This window comes from Carboxydothermus ferrireducens DSM 11255 (genome assembly GCF_000427565.1).
In the GTDB taxonomy this organism is placed as follows: Bacteria; Bacillota; Z-2901; order Carboxydothermales; family Carboxydothermaceae; genus Carboxydothermus; species Carboxydothermus hydrogenoformans.
On record NZ_ATYG01000012.1, the window covers coordinates 33,307 to 60,274 of the forward strand.

A 26,968-nucleotide genomic window follows, 5' to 3' on the forward strand; every position below is an offset into this window, starting at 1 on the left:
GTTATCCCCTCCCCTCTTTTAAATATTTATAGTCCGGAGGAGTTGCTGCCTTAATTTTAATATTCTCCGAAGTCTTGATACTTATTGTAATAAAATCTTTCAATTGGTCATAAACACCACCGGGCATCATTAACGAATTGCGCAAAGCACTGGGGTTTCCTATGGCCTGGATGACAAAGGGTGCAGAAATTCGCTTGGTTTTGTTTAAAAGTATCGTCGGCCCAACACAGCGAATTTCCGTCATCGCGGTCACCCGCTCCCCGTTAATACCAAGAGCTTCTGCTCCCGCTGCCCGTAATTCATTTAAAACTAAAAGTACATCTTCATCATGAATAACGTAAAGATTGGGATTTTCTTCGGCAGTTAAAGGCTTTTTGGCATCATCCAGGGTAACTTCCACCCCTGGCCCCTCTACCGCCAGGGTTCCTGCTAAGATCTGATATTTGGTAAGAGTATCCTGATAGGTTCGTAAATGTCCCTGCTCTTCAGTTAAATTGGCAACTTTCTGGCGCAAACTTTCTACTTCTTTGGCTAACTCCTTATGTTTCTTTTCCGCTGCTTCCACCTGTCTTGCAAGCAAAGCTGCCCGTTCGCTGCTAAAGGTAGTAGGCATTTGCCGGGTTAGCCTGAACTGGGTGGCCAGCATGATACCCAAAATGCAAAATACCAAAAAAAGGCCAAACTTATTTTTGTTGAGATGTTCGGTCAGTTTCTTCATACTTTACCACCGGCGCTCCTTTAAAACTTACATTTATATACTCAATTTTCTTGCCTTTATTTCCCAGTTCCTGAAAAAGACCTAACGCAATGATAAGCTTCTGCTGGATATCGCGGTCATCGCCAAAAATCAGCTTTACCCCGTTTTTGGTATAACCAACAACCCCTTCTTCGCTATCGTACTTAAAGGTAGATAAAAGCTTTTTTTGTTCCGAGTTCATGGCTTGCAGGTAACGTTTTATTGGCTCTAATTTTTCAGCAGAAACTTTTTCTCCCGGCTTTAAGGAGTACCCTTCAAGCCCCACAACCACCGGAAGGTCAATACTCCCCGGGTCAATCAGGTCAATTACGGTAAAATCATCGGCTAAAACCGCAACCTTTTGGTTGTTTTGCGGTAAAGCTATAAAAGGTCTGCGCTCGTTTACAAAAATAACAAGGGTATCCGGGTACTTTCTTTTAATGCTTACCGTTTTAACCTTAGGATAAGCCAATAATTTATCCTCTATCTCCTTATCATTAATGGCAAATAAATTTACCCCTTTCAGAGAAATAACTGCTTTGGCATATACCCCTTTATCCTGTTCAGCACATCTTATATCAATATTTTTCAGGTCAAAGAAGGAAGAGCGCAAAAATAAGTACCCCGATGTTAACAGCAACAAAACTATGAAAAGATAAGAAAGTAACTTCCTGCTTTTTTTCTTCCGTTTCATAACGTACCTTCCTTCGCCAAAAAAGCTTGTCCTTGGGAATTTCAAAAAAAAAACTAATATTTTTCCTCGCCGTTTACTCTTTTTATTTGCGCTCCGATAAGTTGGTACTTCAAATCCAGATTTTCATAACCCCGATCAAGATTTTTTATTCCCTCTAAAACCGTCATTCCTTCTGCCGCAAGACCGGCAATTACCAGAGCTGCTGCAGCCCGTAAATCATGGGCAATAACCGAAGCTCCTGTAAGTTTCGGCACTCCTTTGATAACAGCAATCCTGCTTTCCAGCCGAATATCCGCACCCATCCGCCTTAATTCTTCTACATGTTTAAAACGATTGTCAAAAACTCCTTCCGAGATAATACTGGTTCCCTGTGCTAAAGTTAATAAAGCTAAAATTTGCGGTTGCATGTCGGTAGGAAATCCCGGATAAGGCATGGTCTTGATATCAACAGGCTTAATAATACTCTTGCCGGTTACTCTGACCCAGTCGCCGCCAGAGGTTATCAAAGCACCTGCTTCTTTTAGTTTCGCCATTACCGCTTCTAAGTGCTCGGGAATAACCCCTGAAATTATTATATCACTTTGAGTTGCCGCTGCCATTACCATATGGGTTCCTGCTTCTATTCTATCAGGAATTATTTTATGAGTAACTCCCTTTAACTGGTTTACTCCGGTGATTTTTATAATATCAGTTCCCGCACCTTTTACTTTTGCGCCCATGAGATTTAAAAAATTTTGCAGGTCTACAATCTCCGGCTCCCGGGCCGCATTTCTAATTATCGTTGTTCCCTGGGCTAAGGCCGCAGCCATCATTAAGTTCTCGGTAGCACCCACCGAAGGAAAATCTAAGTGAATTTCGGCGCCTTTTAATTTTTTCGCCCGGGCCCGAATAAAGCCAGACTTTTCTTCAACCTCCGCTCCCATAAGGCGTAGACCTTTTAGGTGTAAGTCCATGGGTCTATTCCCTATATTACAACCCCCGGGAAGCGGAACTACCCCTTCCTGAAAACGGGCCACTAACGGACCTAAAAATAGATTTGAAGCGCGAATTTTTCGGGCTAACTCTTCGGGAATTATAAGTTCGTTGATTCGGTTATTTTGAATGGTTAACAGCTGGCCAAATTCCACTTTGCTTCCCAATCTTTTGAGGATTGAAAGCATAATATTAACATCTTCAAGTTTGGGAATGTTTTCTAAAACGCATGGTTCCCGGGTTAGAAGGGTGGCAGCAATAATCGGCAGGGCAGAATTTTTTGCTCCGCTAACTTTTATTTCTCCTTTTAAACCGTGACTCCCCACAATAAAAAACTTTTCCACCGAGAAGGCACCTCCGCCTTCCCTCTACTCCCCCAACACTTCCACTTCCAGCAGTAATTTAACGGAAAACTTTTTCCAAACCAGTTCTTGAATTTTATTAATTAAATAAATTACATCGGCAGCACTGGCTCCACCGGTATTAATAATAAAATTGGCATGTTTCTCGGAAACCATCGCCCCCCCTTTTTTTAAACCTTGGGCACCTGCTTCTTTAATTAACTTCCAGGCAGGTATTCCTTCCGGGTTTTTAAAAACACTGCCCGCATTGGGAAACTCCAGAGGTTGAGACGCTAAACGTTTCTCCCGAAACTCCCTGATTTTTTTCAGGATTTCTTTTTTATCGCCCGGATTTAAGGAAAACTCGGCTTTTACGATCCATTGCTTCTCCTCTTTAAAACGGCTGGAACGGTACTTAAAACCACATTCGTTAGCAAAAAATTCCTTAAGTTCACCTTTTTCATTGATGGTCCAGACCCTTTTTAATACATCTTTTATTTCTTTTCCATGGGCTCCGGCATTTTGTCTAACTGCCCCGCCAACACTACCGGGAATAGCACAAAGCTCCTCTAAACCGCTTAAGCCAAACTTCAAGGCTCTGGCTGCTAAAGCCGGTAGCAGAACACCCGCTTCGGCGAAAACCTGCCCCCCTGCAGTTATTTCCACCTTATTAATTTTCTTTGTTTTGATAATTACCCCGCGAAATCCTCTATCCAAAACCAGGATGTTTGAACCGTTACCGATGACCCTGAAGTTAACCGCATTTTCCGTTAAAAACCGGATGACCAAAGACAACTCTTCTATGCTTTGCGGTTCAATTAAAAAGTCAGCAGGCCCGCCAATTTTCCAGGTAGTATGTTGCGCTAACGGCTCATTTTCCAATACCGGTGAACTTATTCTTTTGGTTAATTCTTCTTTAAGTTTAGCTTTATCCATATCTTTACGCCTTTCCTAAAAGCTTGCAACCTACTTGATTGATATTCCCCGCACCCAGTAAAAGAACTAAAAGCCCTGGTTTTAAATTTTGTTCCAGGTAATTATAAACCTCATCCAACGACTCCAGATATAATGGATTTTTCCCCAATTTTTTCATTTCCTCGGCAATCATTTCTCCGCTAACCCCCGGTATGGGGTTCTCTCCCGCCGAATAAATCCCGGTTAAAACCACCTTTTCCGCATCAACCAGTACCCGGGCAAATTCTTTATAAAAAAAGTGGGTACGGGTATACCGGTGGGGTTGGAACACCACCAAAACATCCCGGTCCTTATAAAGTTTGGCCGCCCTTAGGGTAGCTTCCACTTCTGTGGGATGGTGGGCGTAATCATCCACAATTAAGGCCCCGTTTCTTTCCCCCAATATTTGAAATCTTCTTTTAGCCCCGTTAAATTCCTGTAGCCTTTCGGAAATCGCTTTAAAGGAAAGACCGATATTCCGCAAAACCGCCGTAGCTGCAGCCGCATTTAAGATGTTGTGTTTTCCTGGTACTTTTAAACGAAGTTCGCCTTCCAGGGTATTTTTATAATAGATATTTGCCACCAGCTGATTTTGTTCCTCCCGGTAGTCTCTTAACATAAAGTCACTGCCGGGAGAAAAACCGTAGGTAAACTTCCTTTTTTTATAGCCTTTTAACATTTCCCTTACCTGAAGATTATCCCAGCAAAATACTCCAAAACCTTCAGGCCTTATGTTATCCGCAAACTTTTTAAAAGCTTTTTTGATTTCCTCAAAGCTTTGATAGTAATCAAGGTGATCCGCTTCAATATTGGTGATAACCGCTGCATAGGGGAGTAATTTCAAAAAGGAACCATCACTTTCGTCCGCTTCGGCAATCATGTATTCGCCCTGGCCTGCTTTGGCATTGTACCCCAGGTCGACAATTTCTCCACCCACCGCAATTACCGGATCAAACCCTTCCTTTTCCAGGACGTAGGCAATCATTGACGAAGTGGTAGTTTTTCCGTGGGTACCGGCCACCGCAATCCCCTTTTTTTCCTGCATTAATCTTGCCAAAAGTTCTCCCCGGTGCATTACCGGTATCCCCAACCTTTTGGCTTTTAAAAGCTCCGGATTATCCTGGCTTACCGCCGTTGAAACAACCACCAAACTTACATCGGAAGCTAAGTTTTCTTCCCTGTGTCCAATAAAAACCGTTATCCCTTCGGCACGAAGTTTTTTTGTAAGTTCAGTTTCTTTAAGATCTGAACCGGAAACCCGGTATCCCTTAGCCTGCAAAATGCGCGCAAGCCCGCTCATGCCAATTCCGCCTATCGCTATAAAATGTACTGCAAGCATTTTTCTCACCTTTCTCTTGAGAACAGTACTATAATATGCCATTTAAGTTTTTTTGTTACTCTTTGGTTTTAAAAGCGCCTCCATAATTCCAGTTATTTCTTTAAGCGAATCTCGACGTAACACTTTCCCTGCATTTTCCGCCATTTTAACAAGTTTTTCCGGACTATCCAAAAGGGGCAAAATTGTAGCTTTTACCCGGTCCTCACTGCATTCCGCATCCCGCAATAAAACCGCAGCTCCGTGACTCACAAAAGCCCGGGCATTATGTTCCTGGTGATTTTCCGCCGCATAGGGATAAGGAATTAACACCGCAGGAACTTTTGAAGCTGCAATTTCCGCCAAGGTTGCAGCTCCTGCCCGGGTGATGGCCAGATCCGCTGCCGGTAAAACTTCCGGCATGTTATCAATGTACGGCACCATTTGTACCCTTTCAGGAAGATTTTTGTATTTTTGCTTTAAATTTTCATAGTTTCGGGGACCGGTAGCCCAGACCAACCTTAAATTAGGTCTTAGCATAATTTCCGGTAACAGGTAACCAACAACTTTATTTATGGTAAGAGCTCCCTGACTCCCGCCAAAGGCTACAAGTAAAAGCTCATCTTTACCAACCCCCATTTTTTTTCGCAATTCATTCCTTTTAGCGGCATTGGTAAAAAATTCCCTTCTCACCGGAAGGCCGGTTTCATAAAGTTTTTTCGCTTTCATTCTTTTTTTTGCTTCCCCAAAGGTAAGGCAAACCGCGTCAACTCTCGCAGCCAAAATTTTATTGGCAATTCCCGGATAAGCATTTTGTTCATGGATAACCGTAGGAATTTTAAGAACCGTGGCGGCAAAAACTACCGGAAAACTTGCATATCCGCCGGTACCCACAACTATATCCGGCTTTTCCTTTTTTAAAAAAATAAAAGCATTAATTAAGCTTTTAGGAACAAGAAAAAGCTTTTTCAACGTCTCCCAGCTAACTTTCCGGGGAATGCCTTCCACCGGGAGCAAATACAAGGGAAAGCCGTACTTTGGAACCACCGTGTTTTCTATACCCCTTGGCGTACCAACAAAAAGGATTTCGTCGCTGGGGTGGCTTTCCTTCCAGCTTTGAGCAATAGCTAATGCCGGGTAAAGGTGGCCTCCCGTACCTCCCCCGGCAAAAACCAGTTTCATTAAAATTCACTCCTCCCGCGTCGGTAGCAAGATACATTGACAATAATACCGGCAGCAGTCATGTTAATAATGAGTGAGGAACCGCTATAACTTATAAAAGGAAGGGGAATCCCAGTTACCGGAAATACTCCGGTGGCAACCGCAATGTTAATTAGCGCCGGAATCACCATCATGCAAGTAAAGCCGGCTACCAGGAAAAAGCCAAAAACATCTGGCGCCCAATGGGCAAGCTTAAGTCCCCGGTAGAGAATCGCCAAAAACAAGCTTACAACAAAAATCGTGCCAACCAGCCCAAGTTCTTCGCCGATGATGGCGAAAATAAAATCGGTATGCTGCTCAGGTAAATAAAACATTTTTTGGTGGCTCCGTCCCAGCCCCACCCCAAATATACCACCGGAGCCTATGGCATAAAGGGACTGCTTTACCTGATAGATAACAGCTTCATATCCTTTTAACTTATTTTCATCACCGATAAGCAAGTACCAAAACCCGATAAGCCTTTTTCTCCGGTACTCTTCCAAAAAAATTGCCCCCAAAACACCTAAAATTCCCAAAATACCAAGACCGGTTAAGTGGGAAGGCTTGGCACCGGCAATCATAAGCAGGGCAAAAACCGTTCCACTGATAGCCAAGGTTGTTCCTAAATCTTTTTGCAAAAGAACGAGTAAATCGGCCAAGGCCATAATTATTACTACCGGTAAAAAGCCTTTTTTAAAATCGGTAATATACTGGTAATTTTTTTGGAAATGTTTTGCTAAAAAAATTATTATAGCAAATTTTAACACCTCAGATGGAGAGATGTTTAACCAGCCAAATCTTAATTGGCGCTGGGCACCTTTTACTTCTACTCCAACAAAAACAACCAAAATACATAAAATAACAGCTATTAAAATAAGCGGTCCGGTGTAGCGCCTTAATTTTCGGTAATCATAAGCTAAAGCTAACAAAAAAGCTATTGTCCCAAAAACACTCCATAAAAGCTGTTTTTTGAAATAATACCAGACCGTATGATACTGAACATAACTGGTATACTGGCTTGCCGAAAAAATCATTACTAATCCAAATAAAACCAAAGTAAAAATTAACAAAGTAAAGATTAAATCGGGGGTGCCCTTTGCCCGCTTCATTTTATCCCTCCACCATATTTAAAACCAACCTTTTAAATAACTCTCCCCGTTCTTCATAATTTTTAAACATATCCCAGCTGGCTGCCGCCGGTGATAAAAGCACTACATCCCCCGGCCGAGCCAACTCTTTTGCTTTTTTCACTGCATCTTCAAAACTCTCGGCAATAACATATTTATCGTAACCCACCATTTCTAAGGCTTCTTTTAGCTCCTCGCGACATTCTCCTACTAAAACAGTAAACCGGACTTTTTCTCTTATTTCCCTGGCAAGCTCTCCAAACGAGTTTCCTTTGTTTCTTCCCCCGGCAATTAGAACTATCGGTCGCTCATAAGAGTTTAGGGCTTTGATCGTAGAATCGGGGTTGGTACCTTTAGAATCGTTAACATACAATACGCCATTTATTTCAGCAACCTTTTCTAAACGATGAGCTACCCCTTGAAAATTCCTTAACCCCTTTTCAATATTTTTGCCCGAAACTCCAAAGCTCCAGCAAGCAGCTACCGTTGCTAAAGCATTTTCTAAATTGTGAGGCCCGGGAAGGGGCAGGTTTTTTATATCAATTATTTCCTCCTCTACTTCCAAGCTTCTAACCACAATCTTGCCCTTTTTGACAAAAACCCCTTCTTCTAACTCTTCCTTTTGGCTAAAGTAAAACACTCTCCCGGGTGTTTTCCTGCCAAGGCTTCTTATCCGGGGGTCATCATAATTTAGTACGGTTATATCGGTCCTGTCCTGGTTTATAAATATTCGGGCTTTGGCTTCCAAATAACCTTCCAGAGTTTTATGCCGATCTAAATGGTCGGGAGTTAGGTTCAAAAGCACCGCCACTTTGGGCTTAAAACTTTTTATCGTCTCTAATTGAAAGCTGCTCACTTCCAAAGATACCGCATCCCATTCCTCTTCCACCGCTTCAATTAAAGGATAACCGATATTCCCGGCAATTAACGTCTTAAAACCGGCAATTTTAAGGACCTCACCAATCCAGGAAGTGGTAGTAGTTTTGCCGTTAGTGCCGGTTACCGCAATAATTGGAGCCTTTAATTCCTTATACGCCAGTTCAATTTCCCCAAGTACCGGTATTCCTTCTTTTAAAGAATAAACAATAGGTTCTTCCGTTAAAGGTACGCCGGGGCTTACTACTAAGAGTTCCCAGTCTTTTACCAGCGGATAACCCCCTAAAACCAGTTCCACCCCTTCTTCCGCCAGCTTCTTGAGTTCTTCATCCACCGGCAGGCTCATTTTTTTATCCGTTAATACTACCTTTGCCCCCCGTTTTATTAAAAAAGCTGCCGCCGCTCTGCCGCTTTTCCCCGCTCCAACCACCAGTATCCGTTTATTGGTATATAAACCCATCATCGAACCTTCTCCTTTCCTCACTTCATTTTACAGCCCGTAACCGCTGATTAAAACCATTATTAAAGTTACCAAGGAAAAAACCAACACAATCTTGTTTTCCGACCAGCCGGATAATTCAAAATGGTGATGCAACGGACTCATCTTAAATACCCTTTTACCGGTCAGCTGATAAACAATCACCTGGATTATGACCGATAAAGTTTCCACAACATAAATTAAACCTACCAACAGTAAAAATAGTTCCGTTTGGGTTAAAACCGCAAATCCCGCTACCGCAGCTCCTAAGGCCAGCGAGCCGGTATCTCCCATAAACACCTTTGCCGGATGCCGGTTATAAACTAAAAAACCCACTAAACCTCCCATTAAAGCAAAGGCAAAAATTAACAGGCCCTTTTCTTTTAACGCCAAAGAAGTCATCGCAAAAAAGCTCATCACAATCAAAGTTACGCTGGAACAAAGTCCATCTACACCATCGGTTAAATTAACTGCATTAGCAAAGCCAACCATAATAAAAATTGTAGCGGCAAAAAAGAAAACATTCCCCAATTCCAAGTACCGGGGTTCGCCCAAAAGCAAACGACTAAAGGGAATATACCAGTCGGTTCCCCGTCCTAAAAAAGCTACCGCACCAAAAGTCAAAACCAGAGAAAAAATCACCTGGCCCAGGAGCTTTTCCCTGGCTCTTAAACCCAAAGGTCGGCGTAAAACCACTTTAAGATAATCGTCTAAAAAACCCAGTAAACCAAACAGCAAGGTGGTTATTAATAAAAGAAGCGTTTTAGCATCAAAGGCCTGAAAAACCAACACCGTTACAACTAAACTTAACAGGAAGATAATTCCTCCCATAGTGGGAGTCCCGGATTTCTTTAAATGGCGCTTGGGACCTTCCGTACGGACCGTTTGGCCGATTTTTAATTTTAAAAGCCAGGGTATTAAAACCCTACCTCCCCCTAAAGCTACGAAAAAGGAAACCAGCAAAGCCGTAACTCCTTTAGTGATTACCATTGCTAAACCAACCTCTTTCTATTGTGGCAAATAGTTCCTCAAACTTCATCCCGCGGGAAGCTTTTAATAAAACAGTATCCTCTGGTTTTAAAAAGTTTAGTAAAAAACTTCCCGCTTCTTCCTTGGTTGCAAAATGAAAAATATTTTGCGGGCTCATACCTCCAGCTAAAGCCCCATTGCCAATTTCCCGCGCCTTTGGCCCAACCGTTATTAAAAAGTCCACTCCAAGCTTAGAAGCCACCTCTCCCACCCTTCGGTGCCCAGCGGTTTCAAAATCCCCCAGCTCGTACATCTCTCCTAAAACAGCAATTTTTCTTCCCTTTTGCCCGGTACCCGCCAAAACTTTCAGGGCAGCTTCCATAGAGGTGGGACTGGCATTGTAATAGTCTTTTATGATTTTCATGCTTCCTATGAATTGAATTTCCAGACGCATTCCGGTAAGCTCTACTTCCGAAAGTCCTTTTTTGATTAACGGTACCCTTACCCCTAAAGTCAATGCCGTCAGAATTGCCGCTAAAGCATTAACCGCATTGTGCATTCCAAATAAAGGCAGGAAAAACTCTTCTTCAAGAATACCTGCGGTAATAAATTTTAGCCCATCGTCTTCCTGAAAAAACTTCTTTATGTATAAATCCCCCGCTCGATGGCCAAAGAAATACTTTTTTACGGGAATGTTTGCAACAATTTCCTTAATATATGGACTTTCTCCGTTAATAATCGCTACACCATCACCGGGTAAATTTTTAATTAATTCGCTTTTCGCCCTGGCAATATTTTCCTGGTTTTTTAAAAGCTCAAGATGCGCTTCGCCGATATTGGTTATAATACCGATATCGGGGCGGGCAACCTGGCAGAGAGCATCTATCTCTCCCAGCCCCCGCATACCCATTTCAACTATTCCAACCTCGGTGTTTTCGTCAAAATTTAATAGAGTTAAAGGCACCCCTAACTCGTTATTAAAGTTTTTTTCCGTAGCACAGACGTTATATTTTTGCCGAAGCACTGCTTTTACCAAATCCTTGGTCGTGGTTTTGCCGTTGCTACCGGTAATTCCGATGACTTTTAATCCCTCTTTTTGTCTATTGTACAACGCCAGTTCCTGTAAAGCTCGAAAAGTATCTTTAACCACAATCTGGGTTACATTTATGGAAAAAGGTCTCTCAACAACAACTCCTGCCGCACCTTTGGCCACAGCATCCGGTACAAATTCATGCCCATCCCGCTTTTCTCCATGTAAAGCTACAAATAAAGCGTAAGGCTTAAGCGTCCGGGTGTCGGTACTTACCTCGGTAAACTCCCGGTCTTCACCTAACAATACTCCTCCGGTTACCCGGGCAATGGTAGAAGCTAAAATTTTTCTCATCTCCGTTCCCCTCGCAGTATTTCCCGGGCCACTACCCGATCATCAAAAGGATATTTGGTCGTTCCAATTATCTGATAATCTTCATGCCCTTTTCCGGCAATCACCACGGTATCCCCCGGCTTGGCCAGCAGCAGAGCGGTCTTAATAGCTTTTTTCCGGTCAACCTCTTTAAGGTATTTTCCCGGCAAAGCATCAAAAAATCCTTTTTCGATTTCGTTGATGATTGCTTCCGGGTCTTCGGTCCGTGGATTATCGCTGGTAATGATCGTTATGTCCGCTAAAGTTGCGGAAATCTTACCCATTTTAGGCCGTTTGGTTTTATCCCTATCGCCCCCGCAACCAAAGACCGAAATAACCCTTCCGGGAGTAATTGCCCTTGCCGATTTTAAAATATTTTCCAGACCATCGGGAGTGTGAGCATAATCCACAATAACCGCAAAATCCTGTCCTTCATCAATTAACTCAAAGCGTCCAGGGACGGGGTTTAACAAAGGTAAATTTTTAACAATATCGGGTAAAGAAAACCCCAAGGTTAAAAGGGTTCCCACCGCCGCCAAAATATTGTAAACATTAAAAAGCCCGAGAAGTTTTACCTTTACCGGATATTCTTCCTCCTGATAGCAAAGGTTAAAAGCGGTACCGCTATTGGTAAGTTCAACATTTTTAGCGGTAATATCGGCCTGTTCTTTAATTCCGTAAGTGACAAAAGGATGGGCTACTTCTTTTAATATCCTTTGACCGTAAAAGTCATCCTTATTGATCACTCCCGGTAGGGCTTTTTGCTCCGCCAAAATCTTAAAGAGTTCCTTTTTAGCATTAAAGTAATTTTCCATGGATTCGTGAAAATCCAAATGATCCTGGGTTAAATTAGTAAAAACCCCGGTTTTAAAATCTATTCCTAAAACCCGCTTTTGTACTAAAGCATGGGACGATACTTCCATAGCTACGTAGGAAACTTCGCTTTTTACCATTTCGGCAAAAAGCCGTTGTAAACTTAAAGCATCGGGGGTAGTATTAGTTACCGGAAGTATCTTATCCCCTATGCGGTTGTAAATAGTCCCTATTAACCCGGTTTTATAACCGAAGCTTTCTAAAAGAGAGGTGACCAAATGGGTAACGGTAGTCTTACCATTGGTACCGGTTACCCCGATAACACTAATTTTTTCCGTAGGATTACCGTAAAAAGTCCGGGCTAAAAGGGCCAGAGCCTGCCGACTATCTTTAACTAAAAGGTGATTTACCCCAAAAATTCCGGGTCGTTCTTCCTCGGCCACAATTAGTGCTGGTTTTTTTTCGATAACTTTTTCAATAAAATCGTGGCCATCGGCGGTAAAACCTTTTATCGCCACAAAAATATTTCCTGGTTTTACCTGTCTTGAATCCTGCTCGATTCCCGTTACCTCGAGCTCCGCCCAGTTTATACCGTTTTTGGTTATAATCGGTTTTAAAATCTCAACTAACTCAGCAATTTTCACATTTGGCCACTTCCTTTTTAATTATTTTTACCATTAATTGCTATTTTAATTATAAACAAAGAGCCCCCAGGGGCTGTGGCCTTAATTTTTAAATTTCACTTCCACCACAGTCCCGGGCGGCACCACCGTTCCAGGGCTGATGTTTTGTTCTACCGCAACCCCGGAACCGATATAGCGAAAACCAAGTCCCAGCCGCTTTAAAATTCCACTAACCTCATCAAAGGTAAGGCCTGTAAGCTCGGGAACTATAACTTTATCGGTATCTCCCTTCCCCTGACCAAGGGTCAAGGTAATTTCGGTACCTTCGGGAACGATAACTCCCGGCTCCGGCGATTGCTTTACTACTTTTGGCCCATGCCCTTCCACATTAAAGATCAGCCCGTTTTCGATAATCTTTTTCTGGGCTTCCCAGAGGGTTAACCCCTCTAAAGCAGGTACCCTTACCTCTTCGGGGAAAACTTCAATTGGTCCTTCGTTTTTCGCCGGTTCCGGATCTTCCTGGGGCTTTACGCCCATGTATCTTAAAATATCCTCCCCTAAACTTTTAAAAACCGGAGCAGCTATCTGACCGCCGTAATAAACTCCTGTACTTGGTTCGACAATTACCACTAAAGCAGCAAACTTGGGATCGTTGGCCGGAGCAAAGCCAACAAAAGAAGCCACATATTTTCCCGGGGCATAACCACCGGTAGGGGAAACCACTTGAGCGGTTCCCGTTTTACCGGCCACCCGAAAGCCTTTAATGTAGGCTTTGGTGCCCGTTCCCTTTAAAACCACCCGCTCCAAAAGCTCTCTTAGGGTCCTGGCGGTTTCTTCGGAAATCACCCGTTTTAAATAACGGGGCTTATTTTCAAGAACTATATTTCCCGCTTGGTCAACTATTTTTTTTACTACGTGAGGTTCGACAAGCTTACCGCCGTTGGCGACAGCACAAACCGCCCGGATAAGCTGGATTGGCGTTACTGCGATTGACTGCCCAATGGAAATTGTGGCAAGGTTAACATTGGTTACTTTGTCTTCGGGGATGATAAGACCTTTTTGCTCCCCGGGAAGTTCAATCCCCGTTTTTTCACCAAACCCAAAGCTTCTAATGTATTTGTAAAACCGCTCTTTACCTAAACTTAAACCAACCTTGACAAACCCCGGGTTGCAAGAGTTTTGGATAACCTCCGCAAACGACTGAGCACCGTGCGGAGTCTTACTCCAGCATTTTATCTTGCGACCGTTAACAACAATATAACCCGGATCATAAAAACGGTCTTGGGGATGAACCACTCCTTCTTCCAAAGCCGCAGCGGAAGTAATAATTTTAAAGGTCGAACCCGGCTCATAATTATACCATATTGCAAAGTTTTTTTCCCGAACCTCCGCCGGATATTTGGCAAATTCGTTGGGATTAAAGTTAGGCCGAGAACCCATCCCCAAAATTTCCCCCGTTTTTGGATCCATGACGATAATCATCGCTAAAGCAGGCTTTAACTGACTTTCAATATTGTTCAATTCTCTTTCCACAAAATACTGGATAGTTTCATCAATGGTGAGATAAACATTGTTTCCGGGACGGGCAGGAATATATAAGGATGAAGATTCAGGAATCTCTAAACCCCGGGCGTCTCTTTCGGTGACCAGGCGGCCAGGGATACCTTTTAGATACTTATCTAAACTAAGTTCAAGACCAGCAAGCCCCTGATTATCGGTACCAGCATAACCTAACAGATGGGCGGCAAAATCATTATGGGGGTAGTACCGTTGGGTTTCTTCCACTAATTCAAGACCGAAAGTATAAACCTCATCTTCCTTATCCGCTAAGAGCTTTTTCAAAGCTTTGGCTTCATCGTAGGAAAGTTTCCGTTTAATCCAAACATAGCTGCTCCGGGTGTTGGAAAGTTTTTGGCGTAATTTTTCCTTGGCTTTTTCATCTAAATTTAAAATCTGGCTTAACTTATCTACCAGTAAACCTAAAGGCTTGGGCTTTAGGTTTTTCCCATCCTTTTCCTTATCTTCTGGAGGAGCTTCCTTGGTTTCATCGTAATAATATTTCATCAACTGTTTGGGATTTGCTACTAATGATTCCACACTGATGGACTGGGCTAATAAATTTCCGTTGCGATCATAAATATTTCCCCTTTGCGGCGGTAAAATTATTTCACTTTGCCGGTCTGCTAAAGCTTCACTTCTTAAAGTCTCGGCTTTTATCACCTGCAAATAAAAAAGCCTCACAATGATTATGGAGGCAAAAGCAGCTAAAAGCAAGAATAATGCACCGGTTCTTTTTTTATAAATGGTTTTATAATTTTGCAAACTAATGGCCTCCTTCGACTTTCTTCCTAACGGTTAAATACGCGGGTTAATAAAGCAATTAACCGATTCCCACTTTTTTCTGTTTTAGGAATTTCCTTCTTTTCTTCCGGCAGTTTGATCGCAACATACATGACATTATCGGTTGCTTTTTCCATTCCCCGGGATAGGGCTATTTTTTCAATTTCCTTGCTGTTATCAATTGAGGCTATCTCCATTTTTAAAGCATCGTTTTGGATTTTTAAGGCATTGATTTCTTTTTTAAGTCGGGCAATCTCGTAACCCAGCGAAGCTCTATAGGCAAAAACGGTGGCAAAAGAAACCCCGGACAAAAAGAGAAAAAGAGTTCCTACTGCCCAAATTTTTAACCCCAGAATTAAATCCTTTTTGGGTTTTTTCTTTATTTTAGGTTGTTCTGAAATCACCGGTTTTTCTTTTGCCAGTACCAACTTATTCACGCTCCTTTTATTTTATGCAAAAGATAATTTTTCGGCAGCTCTAAGCTTGGCACTATGAGCGCGGCGATTCTTTTCAATTTCCTCCTGACTTGGAACCACCGGTTTTTTCGTAATAACTTTAAGCCTTGGTTTTTTGCCGCAAACGCACATGGGAAAGTCCTTTGGACAAATACACGGATTTTCTTCCCGTCGGAAAAAATTTTTTACCAGCCGGTCCTCCAGGGAATGAAAAGTTATGACCACAATCCGCCCTCCGGGCTTTAAAACTTCCACCGCACCCACTAAGCCCTCTTCCAAACTGCTCAATTCATCATTAACTTCAATTCTTATGGCCTGAAAGACCTTTTTGGCGGGATGTTTTTCCCTTCGGGCTTTGGCAGGTACAGCCCGAATTATTTCCTCGGCAAGTTCTAATGTAGAGGTAAAAGGCTTTTTTTCCCGGCGTTTTACAATAGCCCGGGCAATTTGCGGGGCATACCTTTCTTCCCCGTATTCGTAAAAAATTCTTATTAGTTCTTTTTCGGGATAAGTATTTACCACATCCGCTGCCGTCTTTGGGTTTTGGGGATCCATCCGCATATCCAGCGGGCCATCATGCTGAAAACTAAAGCCTTTTAGAGGATTATCCAGCTGAAAAGACGAAACCCCCAGATCCATTAATACCCCATCTACCGCATCAAGACCCAGACGGTAAACAACTTTTCTTATGTTGCGAAAATTGCTCTTAACCGGAATAAATCTATCGCCAAAAGGTGCTAATCGTTTGGCGGCATGGTTTAAAGCATCTTCATCCTGATCCAATCCCACTACCCGGCAGTCAGCCCTTTTTAATATTTCTTCACTGTGGCCCCCACCACCCAAAGTGGCATCCACATATACTCCGCCAGCTTTAAGGTTTAAATGTTCAATTGTTTCATTAAGCAACACCGGCACATGGGAAAACTCCATATTAAATCCCTCTATAATAAAAAGTCAACCATTTTTTCGGCAATTTCTTCATAAGCTGCCTGAGCCCCGTTGCAGTAATTGTTCCAGAGTTCCTGACTCCAAATTTCCACCCGGGTACCAACTCCCACTATAACTACCTCTTTATCAAGTTTGGCGTATTCCCTTAAATGGTTGGGCAGCAATACCCTGCCCTGTTTGTCCTGCTCACACTCGGCGGCTCCGGCAAAAAATAACCGGACAAAGGCCCGGGCATCTTGATTGGTAAAGGGAAGCGCTTTTATTTTTTCTTCTATAACTTTCCATTCCTTCTGGGGGAATACAAAAAGGCAATGATCCAGCCCTTTGGTGACAATAAACTTTTCTCCCAGCTCCTCGCGGAAACGAGCCGGAATAAAGACCCGCCCCTTGGCATCCATGGTATGGGAATACTCCCCCATAAACATCGGCTTCCCCACCTTAACCAAATTCGCACCACTTTAAACCACTTTTCTCCACTATTCAATTCTACAAAGGTAAAAAAAATCCTGCTTAAATGTGTGACTTTTATCACAGAAATTTTGAAGGCAAAAAAAACCGCCCAATTACGGGCGGCGTTCGGAAAAAGGTGAATTATTTAGTATCGGGTAAAAATTTATAAGTTTTAAGCATAAATGTCAGGATGATAATTACCAGGGCAAAAGGAAGAAGAGCTACTGCTATTTCCACCGGAGAAGGGGCGTAATGCCAAAAGCTGGCAAACACCGCGGCCCCTTTCTTATAAACCCCAATAGCAATCGGGTAATTGACCATTTCTGCCTCCGTATCCGGTAAGGTAAAATTAAGCGGAAATACATTATACGAAGCTGGCATTAAAAGGAAACGATGGGCAAACACCCCGATAAATAAAAGGATGCTTCCAGTAATTAGGCCGTTGTAGGACTCCCTGCCCTTTGGGGTAAGGAAATAAATCATAACAAAAGCTGGTAACGCTACTTCTAAAAGGTGAATAAAGCCATACTTTTTAAATACCAGTGCCAGAGGGTTCAGCTCTTCAGGCACTCCCCACCACCAGCGCACTAAAAAATCAATATACATGAAGAAAAAGTGAACAATTAAGGAACCGGCAATAATAAAGGCAAAGCTTTTAAACGCTCCTTTATACTGCACAAACCGTTCTTTTCCTGCAACTAACAAAGAGATAAGCATCACCAGGGCTGTTCCGGAAGCGGTAGCCACCGCGATAAAATCCGGCGGCAGCACGGCAGTATGCCACCAATCCCGGGAAGCTTGCGTCGCAAAGATAAGAGCAGTTACGGTATGAATCAAGACCGCAAAGGGAAGACCAATTAATGAAACCCTTTTAGCCCAAAGCCGGGAAATATCTTCTACCTGTTCCTGACTTAAATTTTTGGTCCAGCCGTTTAAAAAGCCCCGGTTTTCCTTTTTCCATTCCGGCAAAAGCTGAAAATAAACACTTAAAAAGGTTAGGATTAAGTAACACGAAATTACGATAACATCCCACACCAGGGGTGAACGAAAATTGGGATGTAAGAGCATGTTATAAATTCGCTCCGGTCGACCAATATCGGGTAAGATTATTGCACCAGCGCCTACAATACTGGCAAAAGCCGAAAGGGAAGCAATCCGGGTGAAAGGCTTTAACTGTTCGATACCAAAAAGATAAATTGACGATGACACAATTAAACCCCCGGCAGCAATACCCACAAAAAAAGCAAAGGTAGCGATATAAAGTCCCCAGCTAAAGGGGTTACGCAGGTTGGTTACCACCAGGCCCTGGCTTAACTGATAGCCCCAGGCAATAATGCTAATTACAAACAGCAGTATGCCAATCAATAATAATTGATTTAACTTTTTCATTGTATTGCCTCCTTTTACCGTCTTCCCTTAGTTGGCGCCAGATAATAGACTTTGGGTTTAGTTCCTAAATGTTCTTTTAACTGAACGACCTGTCTTTCATGGACTAATTTACTAATTTCGGAATCTTTGTCGTCAAGGTCACCAAATATTCTGGCATGGGCCGGGCAAGCCTGAACACAAGCCGGAAGTTCTCCTTTATCGGTATACTGGACACAAAAAGTGCATTTCTCTACTACGCCTTTCGGACGGTTTTGGGTATAAACCAGTCGGTCATCCTTGTCCCGGTGGTCAAAGGGATAACCGTAGCTGTACCCCTTCATGTATCCAACCCGGTCTTTAGCTTTTTTCGGGTCTTCCCAGTTAAACTGGCGAACACCATAGGGACAAGCAGTCATACAGTAGCGACAGCCTATGCAACGCTCATAATCTACCAATACCCGCCCCTTATCGTCGGTATAAGTGGCCCCTACGGGACAAACTTTGACACAGGGAGCATTTTCACACATCTGGCAGGCTACCGGCAAAAAATACATCTGCAAATGCCCGTCTTTTTCCACCGCCGTTTGGTGTTCTTCGCTCCCCGGGGTAAAAACCCGGTTCCACCAGGTCCCCGGAGGCTGGGAATTATGTTCTTTACAAATTACCGCACAGGTCCTGCAGCCAATGCATTTATCAAGGTCTATGACCATACCGTAACGCATTAACTTTCACCCACCTTTCTCACATCACACAGGCATTCATTCCAGGCCGTATTCGGGCTCCACACACCGGGTACAAAATACACCTCGTGCGTCGGTTTAATAAACGGATAGGTTAAGGAGTTGTAGGAGGTTTCCTTTAAATAACGGCTCCACCAGCCCTGTTCAAAAACTATGACTTTTTCACCTATACCGGGATCCAAAACGGCGTAACCTTTAACTTTACCCCGGCTGTTATATACCTCTACCAGGTCCCCTTCTTTGATACCTTTTGTTTCGGCATCTTTAGGGTTAAGAAAAACCTTGGGCTTATTGTTGTGCAACTCTTCCATCCAAATATTGTTGGAATGGGTGGAGTGAACCCGATACAGCGAGTTCCTGGTGATAAAGGCAAACTGGTATTTACCTTTGCTACTTGGGTCCAAAGCATACTCGCTTTCTTCAAAAGGTGGTTTGTACACCGGCAGCTGCTCGCCAAGTTTTAAGAAAATATCTTCGTCTTTGTAAAACTCAATCCGCCCGCTTTTAACAAATTGCGCGGTTTTTTCAAGGGGTACCGGTAAGCTCTCCGGCGGGAATGGCTTTTTCTCAACGATCTGTTCGTAAAACATTATTTGCCTGTTTCCAGGAGTCCCCAGTTTTAATCTTACTGGCCCCTTCTTCAGTTGTTCTAAGGTAATCCCTGCTACCGTTGGACCACCGGTAGCCAACATCAGTTCAATGGCCTTTTCCGCCGCTTTATCCGGATCAAGGCCGGGGAAGAAGTGCTTTTCAAATTCCGGATTGATTCTTTTGGCCAGTTCTCTAAATATCCAGAGTTCCGGCTTACAATTATATAGTGGTTTTATTGCCGGTTGCTGAAGTTGCAGATATGGATGCACCGGCGTTGCGGTAAGTTCGGTTTTTTCATACCAGGTAACACCCGGTAATACCACATCGCTCCACTGACAGCTGGTGGAGTTTTGAAAATCTATAGCTACCACAAACTCTAACTCACCCTTTTCCACCATTTCTCGCAGGCGATTGGCCATATTGTGCTGGTCAAAGGGGTTGTGCCAGCCAAAAATTAAAGCCTTTATTCCATTTTTGGGCTTAGGGGCCACCATGTTTTCCGTAGGTCCGTGTAGGATATAAAGCCAGGGATACCACTTTGCTTTCTTTCCTTCCGGAAACCACCATTTGTTTACTTTTAACCTGATCCGGTACTGTCCTGCGTAAGTAGAAATCCCCGCTCCTGGTTTCCCAAGGTTGCCGGTAAGTACCACTATCAACGCTAACGCCCGGCCTTTTAAATCGCCGTGATACCACTGATAATTGCTCGCCCCATAAATAATGTGAAGCGGTTTTATCGTAGCCATTTCCCGGGCTATTTTTACTACATCCTCTGCCTTTACGCCGGTTTCCCGCTCTACAAATTCCGGCGTATAAACTTTGAGGCTTTCCTTTAAAAGCTGAAATACGGGCTTTACCTTGACGGTTTGGCCATTTTTTAAAGTAACGGTATATTCTCCCTCCAGCGCTACATCTAAGGGCATTTCCAGTTTTTCCGGATTTACCGCTAAAAACTTGCCGTTATAGGCTACAAAAACATCCCGGTAAGGAGGCACACCTGCCGGCAGGGCAAGTCCGGCCACATCAGCAGCTTTCAAACGTTTGCCGTTATCTAAGCGAACTAAAAGCGGTAAGTCGGTATAAGTTTTAATAAACGGTTCATCATAAAGTTTTTCTTCTACAATTATCCGGGCAATTCCCAGAGCCAGGGCAGCATCACTGGAAACTTTTATCCGGTAAAATTCATCGGCTTTAGCTGCCGTTGGCGAGTAGTTGGGGTCAAAAACTACAACCTTACCGCCCCGCTTTTTCGATTCCAAAAGTAAATCCGAGTCAATAAGCCGGGTCACCATAACGTTGGAACCAAATATAGCAGTATAGCGCGAGTTTACCCATTCTAAAGGTTCCAACTCTTCCGTTTGCACTCCAAAAGTCTGGGGCCAGAACATTGGTAAATCCCCGTTTAAATCGTAAGCGTGATGCAAGGTCCAGCCAGCAAGGGTAGCTAATGCTACCATAGCTCCCTTATGGACGTAGCCGGTACCCCCTACTTGGAAACTAACACCTATTGATTCAGGCCCATATTTTTCCGCAATTTCTTTAAGCCTTCGAGCAGTATAATCTAAAGCTTCCTCCCAGGATACATCTCTAAATTTCCCTTTTAATCCCCGGCCACCTTCCTTAATTCTGGGCCCTTTGAGCCGGTCTGGACCGTATATCAAGTTAATAAAAGATATCCCCCGTAAACAACCTCTGGGGTTGTATTCCGGGTCCGGATAGTCATTAGTGGGAAATAATGCTTTAATTTGCCCATCCACTACCATTGCTTTAATCCCACAAGCGCTGGTGCAGTTGGGCGAACAGGTAGTACGAACAAATTTAACTTCCCGAGCACGGTTATCGGCTAAAGCTTTTTTAACCAGTACCCTTCCGCCTCCGGCTCCCAGCAGAACACCGGCAGCAGCCGTACCTTTCAAAAACTGACGCCGGGTAAGCTTTACTTTGTACTTCACCTAAACCACCTCGTTTTAACATTCTTTATATTCTTGAATAAGTTTACCCCTGAATTCTTACAAATTTCTTTCACGTCCAAATACTTTTTTAAAAAAACCGTAATTGTTCAAGTTTTTTTACTAAAGCCGCTATTAAAAGTAACAAAGTCGCCCCTGCCGCCACCGGAGCTAAGATAAACCACCAACCGGGAGCGTTATAAACTGCCATAAAGGCTGTAGCACCTCCCGGGGGATGTAAAGTCTTAAAATGAATCATAGCCCCAATTGCCAAAGTAACTCCAAGTGCAATACTCCACCAGTTACTACCTGCTAAATGGGCAATAAACACTCCAACGGTAGCCGAAATTATATGCCCACCCAAAACGCTTTTTGGTCTGGCAAAAGGACTTTCATAGGCGCTAAAAAGGATTACCGCGGTGGCTCCCAACGAGGGCAAAAGCAGTGGTAACTTGTAAATAAACGCTAAAAAAGAAATAGCCCCAATACCGAAAAAACTTCCTATTATCGTCCAAAACATTTTTTTTAATTTATCTTTTCTTTCTCTCATTGCTTTATAACAGTACACCCCCTTTGTATTGCAGTTTAAATTATTAAAAACAAAATTTCTGTGTTTTAAATCACAAAAAAAAACCGCCCAGTTACGGGCGGTTTAAAGGAATTTCCCGGGCTTTTTGATTTGCAAAAGTTGTAAGGTTTTTTACGCCAATTTCCTCTAACATCTGGTAAATTTCCGGAAATTTATAGGCAAGGTGCTCCGGCTTATGGGCGTCGGAGCCGGTAGTAAGAGGGATTTTTTCCCTTACCGCTTCCTCAATGATAATTTTACTTGGATATTGCTCCTTAGCCGGATAGCGTAAGCCTGCGGTGTTAATTTCCAGCACCATCCCGGAATTTTTTAATTCCAGGAAAATTTCCGGTAAATGGGGCTCAATAAGTGCAAAGCTAACCAGGCCAAATTTCTTTATTAAATCCAAGTGGCCGATAACATTAAAAATCCCTGATCTAATCACTTTTTTAACTAAATCAAAATATTTTGCTGTCAGCTCTTTTAAATCTTTACCTCGATAGCTTTCAATTTCCGCGGGATCGTCAAAAGGCCAGTTGTCTATAAAATGAACCGAGCCAATAAGATAATCCACCGGTAAATCTTTTAAAGCTTTTTTGATTTTCCCTTCACTTTCAGGAAAATAATCCACTTCCAGCCCAATTTTTAAAAAAGGGTACGTTTCCTTTAACTTAAAAAGCTTTCTTAAGTATTTGGGCCAATCGTTAACCTCCATGGAATACCCCGGAAAGTCTTTTCCATATAATGCCATGGGAAAATGTTCACTAAAACCAAGTTCCGTAACTCCTTTTTCCCGGGCTTTTTGGATATAATCCTCAAACTCCCCTTCCCCGTGCCCGGAATAAACGGTGTGTACGTGTAAATCAATCATTGGTGATTTCCTTTCCAAAATCCCGCAAAAGGCCGTATATCTTTTCCGCATGCTCCGGAAGTAAAAGCCCCGTGCCACAGGCCGGAGTCAGCATGATATTCGAATTATCCGAAACTACTCCCATTTCCCTTAACAAATTAACTTTTTGTTCATAATCCTTGTAGAGGTCTTCTAAACTATAATTTTCTATTTCCGGGCCGGTAGGAATAATCCCCAGGGCTAAAATTCCCCCGGTATTTAATAAACTTTTAATTTCTTCTTTATACGGAAACAGGGAATCAAGATAGTTATAAGCATCTACCGATACAACCTGTGCTCCAGCTTCCGTTACTATTGACCAGTCGATACCGGCACAGGAGTGGACTCCGGGTATACCTCCTTCTTCTAAAATCCCGTCAATGATTTCTTTTAAAACTCCTACTACCTCTTCCCGTTTTAAAGTAAGATGGGTGAAACTGCCGTAATTGGCAATTGCCGGATCATCCACAAATAAATAAACCTTCCTTCCGGTATTTTTTAAAAAATTTACCTGCCAGCGAGCCGACATAACTAAAGTCTTAACCACTGCTTCCCGAATCTCCGGATCGTAAAAGGCCGGTATCTTGTTTTCATCGGTAAGGGTAAGTAAGATGCTCAAAGGGCCGGCCATTTGCCCTTTTACCGCCAGGGCCCTGGGAAAATACTCATTAAATTTTTCCACCAAAAGATAAAGCCCTTCTCCACTTTCCCGGGGCATGGCAAAAAAAGCATAATCCCTTTTTTCAAGAGCTTCAAAATACTTTTCATAAAAGAATGTTAATTTTTCGGGAAAGGTTTCATCTTTCTTAAAAATTCCTTTATTTCCTTCTACCTGCAGTAACCCCACTTCCGTTAACGGCCGTAAAAACTGAAAAACAAAATGCTCCGCCACACCCCGCTGGGGCATCTGGGGCCAGTGGGGTATTTGCGGTAACGCTTCCTTGATAATTTCCAGGTTTTTTGTGGCATCTACCAGTGGCATGCTCCCAATACCGGTTTTTAAAATTTCCTTCATCGTCCTTGCCTCCTCATCAATTACTTTTTTTATTTCGAAAATATTTGAACCAGTGGTTTATAGGAAATAGCCTCTAAAAAATTTGCAAACTCTTCTTTGGTAATTCCCCCGGGATTTTTCTTAAAATAAGCACAAGCCATAGCTTCTAAAAGATTGGCCCCCGGACTAATTCCCTGAAAATCCCCACCCGAACCTACTACCGCCAAGGCCCCTTTGCTTTTTAAAAAAGCTATATCTTCCCTCCGCAAGGTAGTGGTAATAATTACTTTTCCCGTTAAATCAGGACAATACCGCCGTAAAAAGTGGAAATCCCCGGCCACCACCTGACAGCGGCTAAAAACTTTATTGTAGCGTGGGGTATTTTTTTCCTGTTTTGCCCCTAAAGGATAAAGGTATTTTATTGGTATTGTTCTTAGTACCGGTAAAGTTAAATTTCCTGCTATCGTAAAAAGTTTTTCCCCCGGGAAAAAAAGGGGTAACTTTAGGGCAAAAGCCGCATCCCCAATTAAAACTTTCTTAGCCCCCGCCTTCCTTAATCCAGCATATAACCAGGGCCTGTCCAAATAGGATGTTAGAAGTGCGTTAAAATTTTGGGGGAGCAATTGAAGTTTTTGGGCAAGTTCTACTGCCTTTAAATCCAATAGAGGTTTAATAAAGCTTCCATCCGCCAAAGGTTTGGAAGTTGCCTTTTTAATTTTTTGTGCCTCTAAAAGCGGATACCTTTTCTTACCCAGGTAATAATAAAAATTTATTCCTCCAATTCCCGCCGCATCATATTCCTCGTCTTTTAATAACTTAATTGCCCGGGCTATATCCCCGTCGGTACCGGTTCTTTTCACAAAAAAAGTGGTATGTCCCACTTTTAAAGTAAAGGCAAAATCCCGGCGCGAGCTTCCAAGGCTAACCCCAAGGATTTTTTTAGTAATTATAAAACTACCTCCATTTCCCGGTCAAAGTAAACTCCTTTTAAGTCTAACTTTAAACGGTAAGCTTTAATATACACCCCCGCCATTGCCGCTTTTTTTAACGCTGAAGCAAAGTACGGGTCACATTTATCATTTGGTTTAAATACTTTTGCATCCTCCCGGCAAATTAAAAAAACCACCGCTGTTAAATATTGAGAAGATAAAGCTCTTAATTCCTCCAAATGCCTTACTCCCCGTGGAGTTGGGGCATCGGGAAAAAGAGCATACTTCCCTTCCACCAAGGTTACGGACTTCACCTCAATAAAACCAGTCTTATCCCGAAGTTGAACTTTGAAATCAAAGCGGGACTGCCCCTTGGTCTGCTCCGCTACTACTTGGTCTATCTCCCGAGAAAAAGGCTTTATAATACCTTTCTCTAACAGCCCCTGCGCAATTTTATTGGGAAGAAGGCTATCAACTAAAACCAAAGATTCCGGCATTTGCGCTAAAACCAGGTCATATTGATACTTTCGGCCAGGATTTTTGCCTTCCCGTAAATACACCAGCCGACCTTCGGTTAAAATTTCCGCCAGTCGGCCGGAATTGGGAATATGGACCAACACCTTTTCTCCCTTTAAAACCACTTCACCTACAAAACGGTTTAATTTTTTGCAAAAAACTGCAGGAATTGGAGTAAAATTGAATTCCATTTAAGACCTCTTTCTAAGAAACAATTTCAGCAATTTTGTCAAGATTATCATAAGCCTCTTCTTCTCCCCGCCGAATGGCCCAGGGTATTAAAGCAAAATCATTCCAATCCATCCCCGAAACTCGGGGTCTTAATACTAAATCGGCGAATCGTTCCACATCTTTTTCGGTATTGGATGTCATAATTATCTCCATTGAACTTCCCAGCACATCAATAATGTTTTTAATATGGTACTTATTTTCCTCTGGGTTTGTCAAGGCAACTCCAATAATTTTTTCGTAACCTAAATTAGCTAAAATTCTGACCGGCACATTTTCCACAACTCCCCCATCGGTTAACAAGTAGTCATAAAATTTTACCGGAGTAAAAATTCCGGGAACTGCCGAGGTCGCCTCCAAAGCAGTCACCAATAAAGCGTCCCGGACAGCAATATAATCGTTTATTCCCCGTAGAAACTCCCCTGGAAAATTGCCAAAAACCACCCTTCTGCCGGAATAGAGGTCTACACTTATCACCGCAACCTGTTCTTTTAATTGATTTATATTAAGCGTTCCTAATTCCTTTTCAATTTTTCGCTGTAAACCAATGGGTCTAAAGATTCCTAAAGGAAACTTTAATTTATTATTTTGATAGCCAAAAAGCTTTAATAAATTATAACTTATGATAAAAATACCTACTCCCGCGGTAAATAAACAGTTATAGAGGTCTTTGGGTTTAATTTGAAGAGCAAGTTCCTCCATATCCTTAGGCGACAACCCCGCTCCATATAAAAGGGCTATAATCCCACCGACACTGGTGCCGGATACTATCGAAGGTTTTAACCCCTCTTTTTCCAAAACTTTCAGTACTCCAATGTGAGCAGCCCCTCTTAAAAAGCCTCCCCCAAGGGCAAGACCCCACTCCTTCATTACTCTCCCCCCAGTTTTTTAAAAATCTTTAGCGTAAAAGCCGCATGGGCGCTTAGCACGGTATATATCTCCCGGTCGTTTTTTATTTCCCCTCTTCCACCTCCAAAACCTATTGTCCAGTACGGGCCTCCGGGAATGATCAAGCCGTGGTAAAAATAAAACTGCAGTAACTGTGCCAACACCATATTGTGCCCCGCTCTTCTTCCCGTGACAATTCCCACACCTATTTTCCCGCCTAATTCTCGACCCCTGCTGGAAGATAACATGCCAAGACGGCTTAAAAACGCCGAAAGCAAAGGAGACATTCCGCTGTAGTAAACCGGTGTGCCCAAAACCAGGACTTTGCTTTTAACAACAATCGGATAGATTCCCTGGAAATCATCCCGGATTTGGCACTCCCCCGTCGCCTGACATCTTCTACAACCCCTGCAAGCAGCAATTTTTCTTTCCGCCAGGGGAATTATTTCCGTTGACAGCTCTTTGGTAAGTTGTTTTAAATAATACCTGACCAAATACTCGGTATTTCCCCGGCGCCTCGGACTCCCAACAACACCTACGGCCTCCATCCTACCCCTCCAAAAGCTCTAATTTATAAAAATTTATGCGAAAAAAAGGTTTTTTTGCCTAAAAAAT

General features: G+C 42.9%; 25 protein-coding genes. All 25 read right to left on the minus strand.

What is annotated here, in order from left to right; all coding sequences use genetic code 11:
- Position 1: 1 nt before the first annotated feature.
- Positions 2-718 (minus strand): DUF881 domain-containing protein, encoded by a 717-nt coding sequence (locus CARFE_RS0105130; protein WP_034541672.1) that lies wholly within the window; start codon positions 716-718, stop codon positions 2-4.
- A complete protein-coding gene (locus CARFE_RS0105135) occupies positions 684-1,430 on the minus strand; it encodes a cell division protein FtsQ/DivIB (protein ID WP_011344957.1) in 747 nt (248 codons plus the stop codon). The genes CARFE_RS0105130 and CARFE_RS0105135 overlap by 35 nt, the downstream gene beginning before the upstream one ends.
- Before the next feature lie 53 nt (positions 1,431-1,483).
- Positions 1,484-2,746: a UDP-N-acetylglucosamine 1-carboxyvinyltransferase gene (gene murA, locus CARFE_RS0105140; protein WP_011344958.1), complete on the minus strand. Its 1,263-nt coding sequence runs from the start codon at positions 2,744-2,746 to the stop codon at positions 1,484-1,486.
- A gap of 24 nt (positions 2,747-2,770) precedes the next feature.
- Positions 2,771-3,679: a UDP-N-acetylmuramate dehydrogenase gene (gene murB / locus CARFE_RS0105145; RefSeq protein ID WP_028051973.1), complete on the minus strand. Its 909-nt coding sequence runs from the start codon at positions 3,677-3,679 to the stop codon at positions 2,771-2,773.
- A gap of 4 nt (positions 3,680-3,683) precedes the next feature.
- A complete protein-coding gene (gene murC, locus CARFE_RS0105150) occupies positions 3,684-5,036 on the minus strand; it encodes a UDP-N-acetylmuramate--L-alanine ligase (RefSeq protein ID WP_034541675.1) in 1,353 nt (450 codons plus the stop codon).
- A gap of 42 nt (positions 5,037-5,078) precedes the next feature.
- Positions 5,079-6,194 carry an undecaprenyldiphospho-muramoylpentapeptide beta-N-acetylglucosaminyltransferase gene (murG, locus tag CARFE_RS0105155; RefSeq protein WP_028051975.1) on the minus strand — a complete coding sequence of 372 codons (1,116 nt, stop codon included), beginning with the start codon at positions 6,192-6,194 and terminating at the stop codon, positions 5,079-5,081.
- Complete coding sequence (gene ftsW / locus CARFE_RS0105160; protein WP_011344962.1) at positions 6,194-7,321, minus strand: putative lipid II flippase FtsW; 1,128 nt, start codon at positions 7,319-7,321, stop codon at positions 6,194-6,196. The genes murG and ftsW overlap by 1 nt, the downstream gene beginning before the upstream one ends.
- A 1-nt stretch (position 7,322) precedes the next feature.
- Positions 7,323-8,678: a UDP-N-acetylmuramoyl-L-alanine--D-glutamate ligase gene (gene murD, locus CARFE_RS0105165; RefSeq protein WP_028051976.1), complete on the minus strand. Its 1,356-nt coding sequence runs from the start codon at positions 8,676-8,678 to the stop codon at positions 7,323-7,325.
- 27 nt (positions 8,679-8,705) lie between these two features.
- On the minus strand, positions 8,706-9,683 hold the full coding sequence (mraY, locus tag CARFE_RS0105170; RefSeq protein ID WP_028051977.1) for a phospho-N-acetylmuramoyl-pentapeptide-transferase: 978 nt from the start codon (positions 9,681-9,683) through the stop codon (positions 8,706-8,708).
- Positions 9,670-11,046, minus strand: coding sequence for a UDP-N-acetylmuramoyl-tripeptide--D-alanyl-D-alanine ligase (locus CARFE_RS14360; protein WP_034541677.1), 1,377 nt, complete (start codon positions 11,044-11,046; stop codon positions 9,670-9,672). Before CARFE_RS14360 ends, mraY begins: the two co-directional genes overlap by 14 nt.
- On the minus strand, positions 11,043-12,521 hold the full coding sequence (locus tag CARFE_RS0105180; protein ID WP_028051978.1) for a UDP-N-acetylmuramoyl-L-alanyl-D-glutamate--2,6-diaminopimelate ligase: 1,479 nt from the start codon (positions 12,519-12,521) through the stop codon (positions 11,043-11,045). Before CARFE_RS0105180 ends, CARFE_RS14360 begins: the two co-directional genes overlap by 4 nt.
- An 81-nt stretch (positions 12,522-12,602) precedes the next feature.
- Positions 12,603-14,822 carry a stage V sporulation protein D gene (locus CARFE_RS0105185; RefSeq protein WP_028051979.1) on the minus strand — a complete coding sequence of 740 codons (2,220 nt, stop codon included), beginning with the start codon at positions 14,820-14,822 and terminating at the stop codon, positions 12,603-12,605.
- 26 nt (positions 14,823-14,848) lie between these two features.
- Positions 14,849-15,268 carry an FtsB/FtsL family cell division protein gene (locus tag CARFE_RS0105190; protein ID WP_028051980.1) on the minus strand — a complete coding sequence of 140 codons (420 nt, stop codon included), beginning with the start codon at positions 15,266-15,268 and terminating at the stop codon, positions 14,849-14,851.
- Positions 15,269-15,289: 21 nt separating this feature from the next.
- Positions 15,290-16,225 carry a 16S rRNA (cytosine(1402)-N(4))-methyltransferase RsmH gene (rsmH, locus tag CARFE_RS0105195; protein ID WP_028051981.1) on the minus strand — a complete coding sequence of 312 codons (936 nt, stop codon included), beginning with the start codon at positions 16,223-16,225 and terminating at the stop codon, positions 15,290-15,292.
- Positions 16,226-16,236: 11 nt separating this feature from the next.
- Positions 16,237-16,668, minus strand: a complete 432-nt coding sequence (mraZ, locus tag CARFE_RS0105200) for a division/cell wall cluster transcriptional repressor MraZ (RefSeq protein WP_011344971.1) — start codon at positions 16,666-16,668, stop codon at positions 16,237-16,239.
- A gap of 166 nt (positions 16,669-16,834) precedes the next feature.
- The gene (gene nrfD, locus CARFE_RS0105205; RefSeq protein WP_028051982.1) at positions 16,835-18,082 is read right to left on the minus strand and encodes an NrfD/PsrC family molybdoenzyme membrane anchor subunit; all 1,248 of its coding nucleotides are present in this window, start codon (positions 18,080-18,082) and stop codon (positions 16,835-16,837) included.
- Between the two features lie 14 nt (positions 18,083-18,096).
- Positions 18,097-18,783, minus strand: a complete 687-nt coding sequence (locus CARFE_RS0105210) for a 4Fe-4S dicluster domain-containing protein (protein WP_011344973.1) — start codon at positions 18,781-18,783, stop codon at positions 18,097-18,099.
- Positions 18,783-21,344: a molybdopterin-dependent oxidoreductase gene (locus tag CARFE_RS0105215; RefSeq protein WP_028051983.1), complete on the minus strand. Its 2,562-nt coding sequence runs from the start codon at positions 21,342-21,344 to the stop codon at positions 18,783-18,785. The genes CARFE_RS0105210 and CARFE_RS0105215 overlap by 1 nt, the downstream gene beginning before the upstream one ends.
- Positions 21,345-21,432: 88 nt before the next feature.
- The gene (locus CARFE_RS14365) at positions 21,433-21,891 is read right to left on the minus strand and encodes an HPP family protein (protein ID WP_051250172.1); all 459 of its coding nucleotides are present in this window, start codon (positions 21,889-21,891) and stop codon (positions 21,433-21,435) included.
- Positions 21,892-21,982: 91 nt separating this feature from the next.
- Positions 21,983-22,780: a histidinol-phosphatase gene (locus CARFE_RS14370; RefSeq protein WP_051250173.1), complete on the minus strand. Its 798-nt coding sequence runs from the start codon at positions 22,778-22,780 to the stop codon at positions 21,983-21,985.
- On the minus strand, positions 22,773-23,813 hold the full coding sequence (locus tag CARFE_RS0105230; protein WP_034541680.1) for a methionine synthase: 1,041 nt from the start codon (positions 23,811-23,813) through the stop codon (positions 22,773-22,775). The genes CARFE_RS14370 and CARFE_RS0105230 overlap by 8 nt, the downstream gene beginning before the upstream one ends.
- A 29-nt stretch (positions 23,814-23,842) precedes the next feature.
- On the minus strand, positions 23,843-24,652 hold the full coding sequence (locus CARFE_RS0105235) for a quinate 5-dehydrogenase (RefSeq protein WP_154652725.1): 810 nt from the start codon (positions 24,650-24,652) through the stop codon (positions 23,843-23,845).
- Positions 24,653-24,738: 86 nt separating this feature from the next.
- Positions 24,739-25,428, minus strand: coding sequence for a DNA/RNA nuclease SfsA (gene sfsA / locus CARFE_RS0105240; protein WP_028051986.1), 690 nt, complete (start codon positions 25,426-25,428; stop codon positions 24,739-24,741).
- A 13-nt stretch (positions 25,429-25,441) separates the two neighbouring features.
- A complete protein-coding gene (locus CARFE_RS0105245) occupies positions 25,442-26,335 on the minus strand; it encodes a patatin-like phospholipase family protein (protein ID WP_028051987.1) in 894 nt (297 codons plus the stop codon).
- Positions 26,335-26,901 carry a flavodoxin family protein gene (locus CARFE_RS14375; RefSeq protein WP_051250175.1) on the minus strand — a complete coding sequence of 189 codons (567 nt, stop codon included), beginning with the start codon at positions 26,899-26,901 and terminating at the stop codon, positions 26,335-26,337. Before CARFE_RS14375 ends, CARFE_RS0105245 begins: the two co-directional genes overlap by 1 nt.
- Positions 26,902-26,968: the final 67 nt, after the last annotated feature.